The organism is Pseudomonas sp. CIP-10, from assembly GCF_020911845.1.
Lineage (GTDB): Bacteria > Pseudomonadota > Gammaproteobacteria > Pseudomonadales > Pseudomonadaceae > Aquipseudomonas > Aquipseudomonas alloputida.
The window spans coordinates 1,930,914-1,945,045 of the sequence record NZ_CP087160.1 but is presented as its reverse complement, the minus strand read 5'-3'; the positions used below and the strand labels follow the sequence as shown (position 1 = coordinate 1,945,045).

Sequence of the window (14,132 nt, the reverse complement as noted above, 5' to 3'; positions counted from 1 at the left end):
TCAACGCGTGGGCCCGACGGCTGCGGCCCACGCCTGTAATGCCTCACACGCGGCCATGGCCACCTGTTCATCGGTGCGCCCGGTGAACTGCCGCTCGATCGCATCGGCGGCAATCAGCCCGGCAATGGTGGGCTTGCCGACAGCATCGGTCAGGTCCAGCCATTCCCCCCAACTGGCGGGTACGTCGTACCAGCGCAGGTAGCCTGAGGGTGAGCACGGCCACCATCGCTCATCGAACTGCAGAATCACTTTCTCCAGCTTGCCCATCCCCAGATGCGCCAACGCTCCCTGCTGTGTTTCAGGTAACGCAGGGGTAAAGTGCAACGTTTTCAGAACCCCCACCGGGACTGTGCAAATGCAGAAGTCGCACACCTCTTCATTCACCCTGACGCGCGCGCTCGACCAGTCGATGTGGGTGACAGGACTGTTCAGGCGGATATCCAGGTGCTTCGACAGCAAGCCGACAAGCTCGCTGTAGCCGCCTGGCAGCACACGATCACCATGCCCGACCCCCGCTTCATCCAAGGCACAGACCGACAGTTGCTCGACGGGCAAACACGCTTCCAGTACAAGGTTGGCGTCGATGGCGAACTGCGTGGCACGCGCGAGCGCGGGGTCGAGTGTGGCCATGTAGCCATCGATCGCGTCAGGCAAAGGCTGTTGCCGATCGAGACGCCTGGTCAAGGCATCCCAGGCGGCGTCGATATCCGGCAACGCCCCGCCGCGCGCTGCTGCAAGCGGGCAACTGAAATCGGTCTCGACGCAAGCCAAGCCATGTTGAAGTGCAACAGTGGCCAATGGGTTCTCGGCAAAATGCTGAAGCCATGCCGCACCTTCATCTGCTTTCACGCCGCCCAACTCGACAGTGTGCGTGCGCCCACCCGTTCGCCCACGCGCCTCCAGCACCGTGCAATCGACACCCCTTTCCCGCAAGCGTTGAGCGGCAGCCAGGCCTGCACACCCCGCACCGATCACGATCACCTTGCTCGCACCGGCACTCACGGCTGCCTCGGCGGCACGCAGCCCATCATTCCACGCACCATGAGTCATTGCCGGAGCGCTGGCATTACAAGCTTCTCCAGCGATGACCAAGCGCCCATGCAGCACTTGGCCCAGGGCGCTTCGATGCAACGGCGACCCTCCAGGCAGCAAGGCACTGTAGGCACCAAGGCTGAACGGGTCGCTACTCCAGTGGGTGACATGCCACGCGGTTGGTCTGTGCACGCTTTTCTCCATTGAGGGGGCTGTCCTGCAGGTGCATTAATGTTCATAATTTTTAGCCATAAAAGATGATCATCATCAGGTTTACTGACAATGGCCTTTACCAGCGACTCCCTGGCGATTTTCCTCGCGGTGCTCGATGCCGGCTCGTTCTCCGCCGCCGCCCGCAAGCTGGGCCGTGTGCCCTCAGCCGTGAGCATGGCAATCGCCCAACTGGAAGCGGAACTGGACCTGCCCCTGTTCGACCGGGCCACGCGCAAAGCCTTGCCCACCAACGCCGCCCTGGCGCTGGAGCCCCAGGCCAGGCAGGTCATCTGCCAACTCAACCTGCTGGATGCCCAGGCCTTGCAATTGCACAAAGGCCTGGAAAAGCGCCTGACCATCGCCATGGCGCCCGAGTTACAGACCGGCCGCTGGAGCCAGCCGCTGGAAATCCTCGCCCAGGCATTTCCCAGCCTGGAAGTCGAGGTACGTTCGGCCACCCAGACCGAAGCCATTCGCCTGCTGCATGACGGCAGTGTGCAATTGGCATTGGTGTTCGAACGGCCCGGCATCGATGAGCGCGAATCCTTCCTCGAAGCCGGCAGCCAACTGCTGGTGGCCGTTGCCTCACCACGCCATCCGGCCGGGCAGAACAGCGGTACGCCATTGCCTGAAGAGGCCTTTGCCGAACAACGGCAGATCATCGTGGCTTCGGGCAAGGCCACCGGATCGGACCCGCGCATGGTGCTGTCCCGGCGCATCTGGCTGACCGACAGCTACCTGGCCACGCTGGACCTGGTGCAGTCCGGGCTGGGCTGGGCCTACCTGCCGCAGCCATTGGTCGAACCGCTGATTGCCTCGGGCGCACTGGCCGAGGTGCGCTTCGACAACATGGCCAGCCGCCTGCGCTTGTGGGTAGACATCATCTGGATCAAGTCGCGCCCGTTGGGCCTGGGCGCGCGACGCTACCTGGAAGTCATGCGCCAGCTGTTCGAGAAGGAGCCACCCAGGGCCTGACCCCCTTGCGCGAATCCAGGCCCTGCAGGCGTTCGCCCAGCCCTTTGGGCTGCGGGTTATGCTGTCGGCGCTACCAGCCTGTAGCCAACCCCCGCCTCGGTAATGATGAACCGCGGCGCCGTGGGGTCATCGCCCAGCTTCTGTCGCAGATGCCCGACCACGATGCGCAGGTAGTGGGTATCCTCCGCATGGGTCGGCCCCCAGATATCCTTGAGCAACTGCTGCTGGGTAATCACCCGCCCAGGGTGCCCGGCCAATAGCGCCAGCAAAGCATACTCCTTGCGTGTCAATGCCACCTCCACGCCGTCGAGCGTCACCCGGCGGAAGGCAAAATCCACCGTCAGCGGCCCAAAGCTGGCCGCCACTTCCGAGCCGCCGGCTTGTGGCACCTGGCGCAGCAACGCCCGCACGCGCGCGAGAAACTCCTGGATACCAAACGGCTTGGTCACATAGTCATTGGCGCCACCATCCAGCGCATCGACCTTCTGCACTTCACTGGCACGCACCGACAACACCATCACCGGCACTGCACTCCATTCGCGCAACTCACGCAGTACCTGCTGGCCGTCCATGTCCGGCAGCCCCAGGTCGAGCACCACCAGGTCCGGCTTGCCCAGTGCCGCCTGGGCCAACCCTTCGGCACCGGTGGCGGCCTCCAGCACCTTGTAGCCTTGCGAGGCCAGGCTGATACGCAGGAACTTGCGGATCTGCGGTTCATCGTCGATGACCAACAGGGTGGCGGAGTGGCTCATGGGGTTTCGCTTTCGGCTTCAGGTTGAGGAGGCAGCGGCAAGCATAGAGTGATGCTGGTGCCTTGGCCATCAATGCCTTCGCCCACCAGAATCTGCCCGCCATGGGCACCGATCATGCCCTGGCAGATAGCCAGGCCCAGCCCGGTACCCTGCCCGCCGCGATCGCCACGGGCGGCGGTGTAGAACATGTCGAAGATTTTCTCGCGGTCGGCTACGGGAATGCCGGGGCCCTGGTCGCTGACGGTCAAGCGCAGCTGGTCGTCATGCACGGCCACCTGCAGCTCAAGCCGACCATTGACCGGCGAAAAGCGTGCGGCGTTTTCCAGCACGTTGACCAGTGCCTGCTCGATCAACGCCGCATGCACGAACAGCAATGGCAGCTCGGCCGGCACGTCCGTGTGCACACGCAGCGGCGCCAGCACCACCCGCAGGCGGTTAAGCGCACTGCCGACGATATCCGCCGGAGCCACCCAGTCGCGGGCCAGCTTGAGGCCGCCATGGCCCAGGCGGGTCATGTCCAGCAGGTTCTGGATGTAGCGATCGAGGCGTTCGGCCTCGTTGCGGGTGCCCTCCAGCAGCTCGCGACGGTCTTCGGCCGGGATCGCGTCGCCCAACGCCAGCAGGCTGTCGATGCTGCCACGCATGGCGGTCAACGGCGTGCGCAAGTCATGGGATACGGAAGCCAGCAGGGCGCTGCGCAGTTGCTCGGTTTCGCCGTGCAGGCGTGCGGCTTCCAGCTGTTCGGCCAGGCGTGCGCGGGCCAGGGCCTGGGCCAGGGGCTGGCCCAGGGCGGTGAGCAGGCGCCGCCGTGGGTCGCTGAGCGGCTGCCCGTTGCGCGGGCGCACGCCCAGCAGCGCCAGCGGCTGATCGTCCACCGCCAATGGCCACCACCACCAGCGGCCATTAGGCAGGGTATCGCTGCCGTGGCCGGCGGCCTGCCCGTGCTGCCAGGCCCAATCGGCAGCCGCCCGTTCGGTGTCGCTGAAGGTGCAGGCTTCCCCGCTGGCCACTTGCAACTGGCCTTCGGCGTTGCGCTCCAGCAAGCACACCTGGGTGTCCTGCCAGCCGTCCAGGTGCTGGCCGGCAGCCTTGAATATGGCTTGGCGGTCGGTGGCTACCGTCAAGCGGCGAGACAGGTCGAGCAACTGGCTGGTCTGCGCCTGGGTCTCGCGCAGCGCCTGCAACTGGCGACGCTGGCGCGCGGCCAGGTTGCCGGTGAGCGCAGCCATCAACAGAAAGAACACCAGGGTCAGCACGTCTTCTTCGCGCTGGATGGTGAACGAGAAGTTGGGCGGTATGAACAGGAAGTCATAGGCCAGGAACGACAGCGCGGCGCAAGCCAGCGCAGGTCCCAGGCTACTGCGCACTGCGACCAGCAACACCGCCGCCAGGAACACCAGCGAGATATTGGGCAGCGCCAGCACACTGGACACCGCCCAGGCCAGACCCGCAGCCATCACGGTGGCCAGCAGCGCCAGCAGGTAATGACGCCACACCCACACCCGCCGCACAGCTGAACGCGGCGCTGGCGGCTGCACGTCGCGGTCCAGCACGTTGATTTCCAGGCCACGGCTTTCGCGCAGCAGCCGCGCCGCCACACCCGCGCCGAACAAACGCCGATGCAGGCGGTTGCGGGACTGCCCGACCAGCACCAGGCTGGCCCGCCGCTCGACAGCATGCTGGATCAGCGTGCGGGCCACTTCCCCAGCCCGCAGCAGCACCACCTCCCCGCCCAGTCGCTCGGCCAGTTGCTGCGCGGCTTGCAAACGATGCCGTGCGGTTTCGTCACGCAGGCGGCCGTTGTCCACATGCACCAGGCTCCAGGGCAGGTGGCGGCGCTGGGCCACGCGGCTGGCATGGCGCACCAGGCGTTCGGCCTGGTCGTCACCGTCTATGCCCACCAGCAACCGGCCGCGCAAGGCCGGCGCCTCCTGGCCGCGCTGACGATAGCCGTGGGCCAGGTCGGCATCGACCTGAGCAGCGGCGGTCTGCATGGCCAGCTCGCGCAGGGCGGTGAGGTTGGTTTGCGAAAAGTACGCATCGATGGCCGCCCGAGCTTGCTCGGGCACGTACACCTTGCCTTCACGCAGGCGTTCGAGCAGCTCTCGCGGAGGCAGGTCGATCAGCACCAGCTCGAACGCCTCCTGCAGCACCCAGTCCGGCAGGGTCTCGCGCACTTGCACGCCGGTAATATCACGGACCTTGTCGTTGAGGCTTTCCAGGTGCTGGACGTTGACCGTGGTGTACACGTCGATGCCCGCGGCCAAGAGTTCTTGTACGTCCTGCCAGCGTTTGGCGTGGCGGCTGCCGGGGGCGTTCGTGTGGGCCAGTTCGTCCACCAGGGCCAACGCCGGCGCGGCACGCAGCAGGCCGTCAAGGTCCATTTCCTCGAGGGTGACGCCACGGTACTGGCTGCGCAGCAAGGGCTGCTGATGCAGCCCTCCGAGCAACGCTTCGGTTTCGGCGCGGCCATGGGTTTCGACCACCCCGGCCAACACCTGCACGCCCTGGCGTTGCTGGGCGTGTGCAGCCTGGAGCATGGCGAAGGTCTTGCCGACGCCGGGGGCAGCGCCGAGGAACACCTTCAGCCGGCCCCGGCCGGTGCGTGGGAGGTTGGCCAACAGCGCATCGGCGCGGGCGGAGTCACTCATGTTTCATCCTTTGCTTTTTCCAGCAGTCGGCCACTTCAGGGAAAGCCCCCTTAACGTGTAGGAGCGGGTTTACCCGCGAATACGTCAGTGGCACCACCACCGCATTCGCGGGTGAACCCGCTCCTACAGGCTTCCTGCCAGCGCTTCGATTACCTGACAATGGCAAGCTTTTCCAAGGCCTGGTTCAACGCCAGCACGTTGACCACCGGCGGGCCGATCAATGGGTGGAGGGTGGCCTGTTCCAGCAAGGCTTGCAAGCGCTCGACCGGCAGCTGCCGTGCCGCCGCCACCCGCGGGATCTGATAGGCCAAGGCCTCCGGTGGCAAGTGCGGGTCCAGGCCGCTGCCCGAGGTGGTCAGCAGCGCCTGCGGCACTGGCCCCTGCTGCGCCTGATACAACGCAGCCGCATCGCCCTTTACCCGCTCAGCCAGCGCCGGGTTGCTCGGCGACAGGTTGCTGGCGCCGCTGGCCACGGTCGCGTAGGCACCTGCCGAGGGCCGCGAGTGGAACCAGCCATCGCCCTGGAAGTCCTGGGCGATCAATGCCGAACCCCGCACCTGGCCTTGCGCATCGCGTACCAGGCTACCGTTGGCCTGGTTCGGGAAAGCGACTTGGGCAATACCGGTCACCGCCAGCGGATACAGGGCGCCCGTCACCAGGGTCATCAACAAAGCCAGGCTCAATGCCGGGCGTAGATAAGCAGTCATGGCGGCCTCCTCAGACCAGGTTCAGGGCGTTGAGCAGCAGGTCGATCAGCTTGATCCCGGCAAACGGCACCACAATGCCGCCCAGCCCGTAGATCAGCAGGTTGCGCCGCAACAGGTGCGCCGCACTGGCCGCCTGCACGCGCACCCCACGCAGCGCCAGCGGGATCAGCACGATGATGATCAGCGCGTTGAACACGATCGCCGACAGGATGGCGCTCTGCGGGCTGGCCAGTTGCATCAGGTTGAGCACACCCAGTTGCGGGTAGATGGCAGCGAACAGCGCCGGCAGGATGGCGAAGTATTTGGCCACGTCGTTGGCAATGGAGAACGTTGTCAACGCACCGCGGGTGACCAGCAGCTCCTTGCCGACCTGGACTACGTCCAGCAGCTTGGTCGGGTCGCTGTCCAGGTCGACCATGTTGGCGGCCTCCCGCGCAGCCTGAGTGCCGTCGTTCATGGCCATGCCTACGTCAGCCTGGGCCAGTGCCGGGGCGTCGTTGGCACCGTCGCCACACATGGCAACCAGGCGGCCGTCATTCTGCTCCTGGCGAATGCGCGCCAGCTTCTTCTCGGGCGTGGCTTCGGCCAGCACGTCATCTACCCCCGCTTCGGCGGCGATGGCGGCCGCAGTCAACGGGTTGTCGCCGGTTACCATCACCGTGCGGATGCCCAGCTTGCGCAGCTCGGCGAAGCGCTCGCGGATGCCAGGCTTGACCACGTCCTTGAGGTGGATCACACCCAGCAAACGCTTGTCGACGCACACCAGCAACGGGGTGCCGCCACTCTGCGCGATGCGTTCGACTTCACGGGCCAGCGCCGCCGGCATTTCCAGGCGTTGCATACCGACGAAGGCCAGCACCGCATCGACGGCGCCCTTGCGGTACCGGTGCTGCTGGAAGTCGATGCCCGACAGGCGTGTCTCGGCGCTGAAAGCCACCGCGTCGAACTGCCCGGCAGGCGGGTCGACAAAGTCGTGCAACTGGCGCAGGTATTCGACAATCGATTTGCCTTCAGCGGTGTCGTCGGCCAGCGAGGCCAGCAAGGCGCCCTCCCCCAGCTCCTTGGCGGTAATGCCCGGTGCAGCATGCAGTGCGCTGCAGCGGCGGTTACCGAAGGTGATGGTGCCGGTCTTGTCGAGCATCAGCGTATGCACGTCCCCGGCCGCCTCGACGGCGCGGCCCGAGCGGGCAATGACATTCAGCCGTACCAGCCTGTCCATGCCGGCGATACCGATGGCCGACAGCAGGCCGCCGATGGTGGTCGGGATCAGCGTCACCAGCAGCGCGGCCAGGAAGATCAGCGGCAGGCTGCCACCCACGAAGTGGGCGAACGGCTGCAAGGTCACCACCACGATCAGGAAAATCAGGGTCAGGCCGATCAGCAGGATGTCGAGGGCGATTTCGTTCGGGGTCTTCTGCCGCTTGGCCCCTTCAACCAGGGCGATCATGCGGTCCAGGGTCGACTCGCCCGGGTTGCTGGTGATGCGGACAAGCAGCCAGTCGGAGACCAGCCGCGTATTGCCGGTCACCGCCGAGCGGTCGCCACCTGATTCGCGTATTACCGGCGCGGACTCGCCGGTAATGGCGGCCTCGTTGACGGCCGCAATGCCTTCAATCACCTCGCCGTCGCCGGGGATCATTTCGCCGGCGACCACGCGTACCACGTCGTCCTTGCGCAGCGCGCTGGCAGCTACCGTCTCGTAGCTGCCATCACGCAGACGACGCTGGGCGGTCAGGCCCTGGCTGCCGGCCTTGAGGCTGTCGGCGCGGGCCTTGCCACGGCCCTCGGCCAACGCCTCGGCGAAGTTGGCGAACAACACGGTGAACCACAGCCACAGGGCAATCTGCACCGCAACGCCGGTGCTCACGCCGCCGCCGGGGGCAAAACACAGCACGGTGGTCAGCACCGCGGTCAGGGCCACCACCAGCATTACCGGGGAGCGCTTGAGCTGACGCGGGTCGAGCTTGACGAACGCCTGCACCAGCGCCGGGCGCCACAGCGCGGCGAAGCGGGTCTGGTCCTTGGCATTGTGCCGGCTATTCACTTCAGGAATGGGCATGTTCATGATCGGTCCTCAAAAACCCAGGCTAAGGTGTTCGGCGATTGGCCCAAGGGCCAGGGTCGGCAGGAAGGTCAGGCCACCGACAAGCAGGATGGTCACCAGCAGCAAGCCGGTGAACAGCGGGCCGTGAGTCGGGAAGCTGTTCTGCCCCAGCGGCGCGCTTTTTTTCGCCGCCAGGCTGCCGGCCAACGCCAGTATCGGCAGGATGTAGCCGAAGCGGCCGATGAGCATGGCCAGGCCGATCATCAGGTTGTGGTACACGGTGTTGGCGCCAAACCCGGCAAAGGCCGAGCCGTTGTTGGCCGAGCCCGAGGTATAGGCGTACAGCAACTGGCTGAAACCATGCGCCCCCGGGTTGGTGACCGCCCCGGCCGGGCCGGGCAGGCTGGCGGCGATGGCGCCAAGTACCAGCACGCCGACCGGCATCACCAGCAGGGTTGCCACCAGAAGCTGCACTTCACGGGCCTGCAGCTTCTTGCCCAGGTATTCCGGGGTACGGCCAATCATCAGCCCGGCCAGGAACACCGCGATAAGGACGAACAGCAGCATGCCGTAGAGGCCCGCGCCGACGCCGCCGAATATCACCTCGCCGACCATCATGTTGACCATCGCCACCATACCGGTCAGCGGGTTCAGGCTGTCGTGCATGGCGTTGACCGAACCGTTGGAGGCGGCGGTGGTGGTGACCGTCCACAGCACCGAACCGGTGGTGCCGAAGCGGCTTTCCTTGCCCTCCAGGGGGGCGGTCTGCTGCACCTGCGTGCTTTCCAGGGCCGGGTTTGGCTGGTGTTCGGACCACAGCGCCGTGCTACCGCCGATCAGGAACAGGGCAAGCATGCAGGCGAGGATGGCGCGGCTCTGACGCAGGTCCTTCACGTAGTGACCGAAGGTGAACACCAACGCCACCGGAATGAGGATGATCGATGCCACCTCGAACAGGTTGCTCCAGGCCGTTGGGTTTTCGAACGGGTGCGCCGAGTTGACGCCGAAGAAGCCACCGCCATTGGTACCCAATTGCTTGATGGCGATCTGGCTGGCGGCCGGCCCCAGCGGAATGGTCTGGTCGGCACCTTGCAAGGTCAGCGCGTGGGCGTAGTCGGCAAAGGTCTGCGGTACGCCCTGCCATACCAGCAACAGCGCCAGCAGCAAGCACAGCGGCAACAGGCCGTAGAGGGTGGCACGGGTCATGTCGACCCAGAAGTTGCCCAGCGTCGTCGCGCTGCGCCGGGCGATACCGCGGCACAGGGCAACCAGCACGGCCAGGCCGGTGGCAGGGCTGACAAAGTTCTGCACGGTCAGGCCAAGCATCTGGCTCAGGTAGCTGACCGACGCCTCACCGCTGTAGGCCTGCCAGTTGGTGTTGGTAACGAAACTGACGGCGGTGTTGAACGCCAGCGACCATTCCTGGCCAGGCAGGTGCTGTGGGTTGAGTGGCAGGTGGCCCTGCAACAGCAGCACGCTGAACAGCAGCAGGAAGCCGACCAGGTTGAACGCCAGCAGGGCCAGGGTGTATTGCCGCCAGTTCTGCTCCTGGCTGGCGTTCACACCCGCCAGCCGGTAACAGCCCTGCTCGACCGGCCCCAGCACAGGCGTCAGCCAGGTACGCTGGCCTTCCATGACCTTGTAGTAGAACCGCCCGAGCCAGGGTGCCGGTAGCAGCACGATGACAAAGAATGCCAAGAGCAAGGCGAAATCGTAACTGTGCATGGCCGCTCCCTAGCTGCGATCGGCGCGCAGCAGCGCCACCAGCAGATAAAACGCCAATGCCACTGCCAGCAGCAGTGACAGCCCGTCGAGCATGTTCATGTGTGGTTCTCCCCGTGTTACGGCTTGGGCCGCTTTGGGGAAATTGTCCGAGGGAGGGGCGTAAAGGGGCGAGATCGGGGGATGGGGGTGGGGATAAAGAATGCGTAAAGATCAGCGTTGTGGTTTGCCTGTAACGGCCTCTTCGCGGGCTCGCTCGCTCCCACAGGTACTGCACAGCCTTCAAGGCCTGTGTGGTAGCTGTGGAAGCGGGCAAACCCGCAAAAGGGCCGTTACAGGCTTATTGTTGTGGCGGCTGCTGCGCCGCGTTACGGCTCCAGTCCAGCAGCAGGCTGTAGCCCACCGCCAGCAAGGTCGGCCCGATGAACAGGCCAATGAAGCCGAAGGCAAGCAAGCCGCCGAACACGCCCAGCAGCACGATCACCAGCGGCAGGTTGCCACCACGGCTGATCAGGTAGGGTTTGAGCACGTTGTCCACGCCGCTGATGACGAAGGTGCCCCAGACGCCCAGGAACACCGCCATGCCGTATTCGCCCTTCCACACCAGCCAAGCGGTGGCCGGGATCCAGGCCAGTGGCGGCCCCATGGGGATCAGGCTGAGCATGAAGGTCACCAACCCCAGCACGATCGCCCCAGGCACCCCCGCGATCAGGAAGCCGATCAGCGCCAGCAGGGCCTGCGCGGCCGCCGTGCCGATCACCCCGTTGACCACCCGCTGCACGGTAGCGGCTACCAGGTCCAGGTAATACTCGGCGCGTTCGCCCACCAGCCGGTGCAGCAAGCGCAGCACGAATGCCGCCAAGCGTGGCCCGTCGCGGTAGAAGAAGAACACGAACACCAGGCTCAGGGTCAGTTCCAGCACGCCGCTGCCGATCTGCGCGCTGCGCGCCAGCAACCAGTTGCCCACCTGCCCAAAGTAAGGCTTGATCGAGGTAAGCAAGGCTGCGCCTTGCTGGTCCAGCGATTGCCAACCGTTGACCAGACGCTCGCCAACGAATGGAATGCCACCCAACCAGGCCGGTGCATCGGGCAGGCCGTCGACCTGCACGTCACGCACAAACGCCGTAGCGTCGCGAATGTGATCGGCCAGGTTGAACCCCAGCCACACCAGCGGCAGTGCCACGATCAGGATCCAGGCCATGGTCAGCAGGCCGGCTGCCAGCGTCTCACGACCGCCCAGCAGGCGCGTAAGGAAGCGCATCAACGGCCAGCTGGCAAAGGCCAGGATGGCCCCCCACAACAATGCCGATATGAACGGTGCCATCACCCACAGGCCGGCACCTAGCAACGCCACCAGCAGAATCTGGACCAGCAGGCGATCATTGTTAACCATGAGGGTGCTCGTTCAAGGGATCAGTTCAAGGTGCAGGCCGTCTGTAGGCGCACTGCCGACTTCAAGACGGCGATTGCGCACCCCGGCCTTGACCAGCGCCTCGCGCCAGGCCTCAGCCTGGGCGCCACTGAGGCTGACACGCAAGGTGCTGTCAAGGTTCAGGCTGCGGGCCAGCAGGTTTACCCAGGCGTCTTGCGGCGCAGCAAGGTCAGGGTAGTCGAGCTTGCCGGTGTCACGCATTTCGCGCAGCACCGTGGCAGCGGTTGGCAGCAGCTCGCCCAGCGGGCTGCCTGCGATGAACTCTTCCACATGCAGATAGGCACGGCGGTTGCCACGGGTAACGCTGTACAGCGCGACCAGGGTGTCGGCCTCGTCTGCCGAGCGGCGTAGCAGGATGAACGCCTGCTGCTCGTCGCCTCCGTTGAGGCGGGCATTGGCGAACACATCATTGGCCCACAGGCTGGCCTCACCGCAATCACGCCCCTGACACCAGAACAACGGGTAGCCACCGTCGCGCACAAGTGCTTCGCGGGCACTGGTGAAGGCCTCGCGTGCAGTCCGCTCGACGGGCAATTCGTAGGTTACCGAGCTGACCTGACCGCGGCTTTCGACTTTGTCATCGACCCGCAGGCGGCCACTGATCTTGCGTAGCGGGCCCATCGGGTAGACCCGCTCCTGTTCCGTCGCCGGGCGTTGATCGACCACCTTGGCGTCCTGCGGGACCGGCAGGACGCCGGCCCACGACACGGGGGTGGCGAGCACCAGACAGGCAGCCAAGGCAGTGCGAATGGAAACGGGTACGCTCATTGGCGAACCAGGCGGCGCTCAGCGCCGAATTGAAGCTCCAGGATGTCTGGCAGTTGCATGGTTGTCTCCCTGTTCAACCCGCCAAGCCTCGACACTTGTCCGGTGCAAGTCAAGCAAAGCCAAAGAAGCGATTGATACAGTCTGCAACAAGGGCCGCGCCCTGCGCATCGTTCAGGTGCAGGTGATGGCCGCCGGGTAGTGTCACCTGTTCAAAGGGTAGCTGCTCCAGCAACCCGGTGTGGCGCGCCAGCATACCGTCGGCGGCCACCACCAAGAGCGCCGGGCAACTCACCCGCCGCACATAGGCCATGGCCTGGGCCTCGCTCAGGCGCACCGGCGAGGGCAGGGTCAGCCGGCTGTCGCTGCGCCAGCTGTAGCCACCGGGCACCGGCATCAGGCCACGTTGAGCCAGCAGCTCGGCCGCTTCACGGCTGACCGCGACCATGCCTTTCATCCGGGCTTGCACCCCTGCTTCCAATGTCGCATACACCGACTTGCGCTTGCCATCCAGCCGCAACTGGGCTTGCAGTGCCATCCCTAAGCGCTCACCTGCGTCCTGCTCGGCGCCAGTCGGCGGGATCACGCCGTCGATTAGCGCCAGGTGACTGACCCGATCGGGCAATGCGCCGGCCAGTTGCACCGAAATGATCGCGCCCAGCGAATGCCCCAGCAGGGCGAAACGCGGCCAACCCAGTTGCTCGGCCACGCGCAGCACGTCATGGGCATAGTCGGCCAGGGCATAACCGGCGCCAGGCGGGCGGTGCTCCGAATAACCATGGCCGGCCAGGTCCAGGGCGACGAGGCGCAGACCTTTCAGTTGCGGTGCCAGGCGGGCAAAGCTGTTGGCATTGTCCAGCCAGCCATGCAGGGCAATCACCGGCAGCCCGTCTTCGGGGCCGAACAGGTGTGCAGCCAGTTCGATATGGCCCAGGCTCAGACGAATTTCCTCAACGTGTGCGCTCATGCCTGGCTCCAGCGGTCGAACAGGCCCTTGATCAGGCTGGCAGTGTCGGCCGGGCGCTCCAGCGGGAACATGTGCCCACCCGGTACACTGTGGTATTCACCTTTGGGCATACTGCGCACAGCCAAGGTGTGGTGGCGACGAATGACGTTGCTCCGGTTGCCGCGCACCATGGCCAGCGGCACCTGCAACTGGCGCGCGGGGGCGGGGCTGGTGTGCGGGATGCTGCGGTAGATGCTGATTTCAGTAGCAGGGTCGAAGCGCAACTGTAGCCCTTGCTCCACCACCTGCAGGCCATGTTCTACATAAGCGTCGAGGCAATCGGGATCGAAATGGCGGAACAGTGATTTGCCAGCGAAATAGTCCCGGGCGCTGTCGCGGTCATTGAACGTTTCGCGACGCCCCAGGGTGCGCCCGGCCGGTGTGATGCGGTCGATGAAACCAAAGCGCTTGGCTGTGCGCAGCAGCCATTGATCAGCGCGGGTGAGCACCGGGGAGTCGAGCATCACCAGCCCCCGGTAGTACTCGGGGCAGCGCAATGCCGCGTGCAGGTGCAACACGCCACCCAGCGAATGGCCGACGCCCCAGACCGGCTGGTCCTGCTGCGCCAGGTGATGCAACAATTCATCGACCAGGCTTTGCCAGTTTTCGTCCACGGGAAAGCGCGGGTCATGCGCGTGCTGGGCCAGGTGCTGCACCTGATAGTCCGGCGCCAGCGCTGCAAACAGCTTGCCGTAGGTGGCCGATGGGAAACCGTTGGCATGGGCGAAGAAGATCTGCTGCGACATGGCGCCTGGTCCGGACCGGAATGATGGCCCATTGTCTGCATCGCGGGGCGGTTCGGCAATGTCCATAAAGGTCATCGGCGAGGGGGA

12 protein-coding genes are annotated in these 14,132 nt (G+C 65.3%); 1 reads left to right on the top strand and 11 read right to left on the bottom strand.

Features of this window, described 5'->3' with window-relative positions:
- On the bottom strand, positions 1-1,236 hold the full coding sequence (locus tag LMH93_RS08665; RefSeq protein ID WP_230065016.1) for a flavin monoamine oxidase family protein: 1,236 nt from the start codon (positions 1,234-1,236) through the stop codon (positions 1-3).
- A gap of 78 nt (positions 1,237-1,314) precedes the next feature.
- Between LMH93_RS08665 and LMH93_RS08660 the strand changes: the two genes are divergently transcribed.
- Positions 1,315-2,220: a LysR family transcriptional regulator gene (locus LMH93_RS08660; RefSeq protein WP_012051754.1), complete on the top strand. Its 906-nt coding sequence runs from the start codon at positions 1,315-1,317 to the stop codon at positions 2,218-2,220.
- 56 nt (positions 2,221-2,276) lie between these two features.
- On the opposite strand, the gene LMH93_RS08655 is transcribed toward LMH93_RS08660, so the two are convergent.
- The 10 genes from LMH93_RS08655 to LMH93_RS08610 all read right to left on the bottom strand — a co-directional run bounded on the left by LMH93_RS08655 (position 2,277) and on the right by LMH93_RS08610 (position 14,045).
- Positions 2,277-2,972 carry a response regulator gene (locus LMH93_RS08655; protein WP_003251475.1) on the bottom strand — a complete coding sequence of 232 codons (696 nt, stop codon included), beginning with the start codon at positions 2,970-2,972 and terminating at the stop codon, positions 2,277-2,279.
- Positions 2,969-5,623, bottom strand: a complete 2,655-nt coding sequence (locus LMH93_RS08650; protein ID WP_003251477.1) for a sensor histidine kinase — start codon at positions 5,621-5,623, stop codon at positions 2,969-2,971. Before LMH93_RS08650 ends, LMH93_RS08655 begins: the two co-directional genes overlap by 4 nt.
- A 149-nt stretch (positions 5,624-5,772) precedes the next feature.
- The gene (gene kdpC, locus LMH93_RS08645) at positions 5,773-6,330 is read right to left on the bottom strand and encodes a potassium-transporting ATPase subunit KdpC (RefSeq protein WP_019750856.1); all 558 of its coding nucleotides are present in this window, start codon (positions 6,328-6,330) and stop codon (positions 5,773-5,775) included.
- A 10-nt stretch (positions 6,331-6,340) separates the two neighbouring features.
- Positions 6,341-8,395: a potassium-transporting ATPase subunit KdpB gene (gene kdpB, locus LMH93_RS08640; protein WP_173879708.1), complete on the bottom strand. Its 2,055-nt coding sequence runs from the start codon at positions 8,393-8,395 to the stop codon at positions 6,341-6,343.
- Between the two features lie 9 nt (positions 8,396-8,404).
- Complete coding sequence (kdpA, locus tag LMH93_RS08635) at positions 8,405-10,099, bottom strand: potassium-transporting ATPase subunit KdpA (protein WP_230065015.1); 1,695 nt, start codon at positions 10,097-10,099, stop codon at positions 8,405-8,407.
- 9 nt (positions 10,100-10,108) lie between these two features.
- Entirely contained in the window at positions 10,109-10,198 is a 90-nt protein-coding gene (gene kdpF, locus LMH93_RS08630; protein ID WP_003251485.1) for a K(+)-transporting ATPase subunit F, read from the bottom strand.
- A gap of 238 nt (positions 10,199-10,436) precedes the next feature.
- Positions 10,437-11,489 (bottom strand): AI-2E family transporter, encoded by a 1,053-nt coding sequence (locus LMH93_RS08625; RefSeq protein WP_019750854.1) that lies wholly within the window; start codon positions 11,487-11,489, stop codon positions 10,437-10,439.
- Positions 11,490-11,501: 12 nt separating this feature from the next.
- Positions 11,502-12,296 carry a DUF4892 domain-containing protein gene (locus LMH93_RS08620; RefSeq protein ID WP_003251489.1) on the bottom strand — a complete coding sequence of 265 codons (795 nt, stop codon included), beginning with the start codon at positions 12,294-12,296 and terminating at the stop codon, positions 11,502-11,504.
- 109 nt (positions 12,297-12,405) lie between these two features.
- Entirely contained in the window at positions 12,406-13,260 is an 855-nt protein-coding gene (locus tag LMH93_RS08615) for an alpha/beta hydrolase (RefSeq protein ID WP_012051749.1), read from the bottom strand.
- On the bottom strand, positions 13,257-14,045 hold the full coding sequence (locus LMH93_RS08610; protein WP_003251493.1) for an alpha/beta fold hydrolase: 789 nt from the start codon (positions 14,043-14,045) through the stop codon (positions 13,257-13,259). The genes LMH93_RS08615 and LMH93_RS08610 overlap by 4 nt, the downstream gene beginning before the upstream one ends.
- Positions 14,046-14,132: the final 87 nt, after the last annotated feature.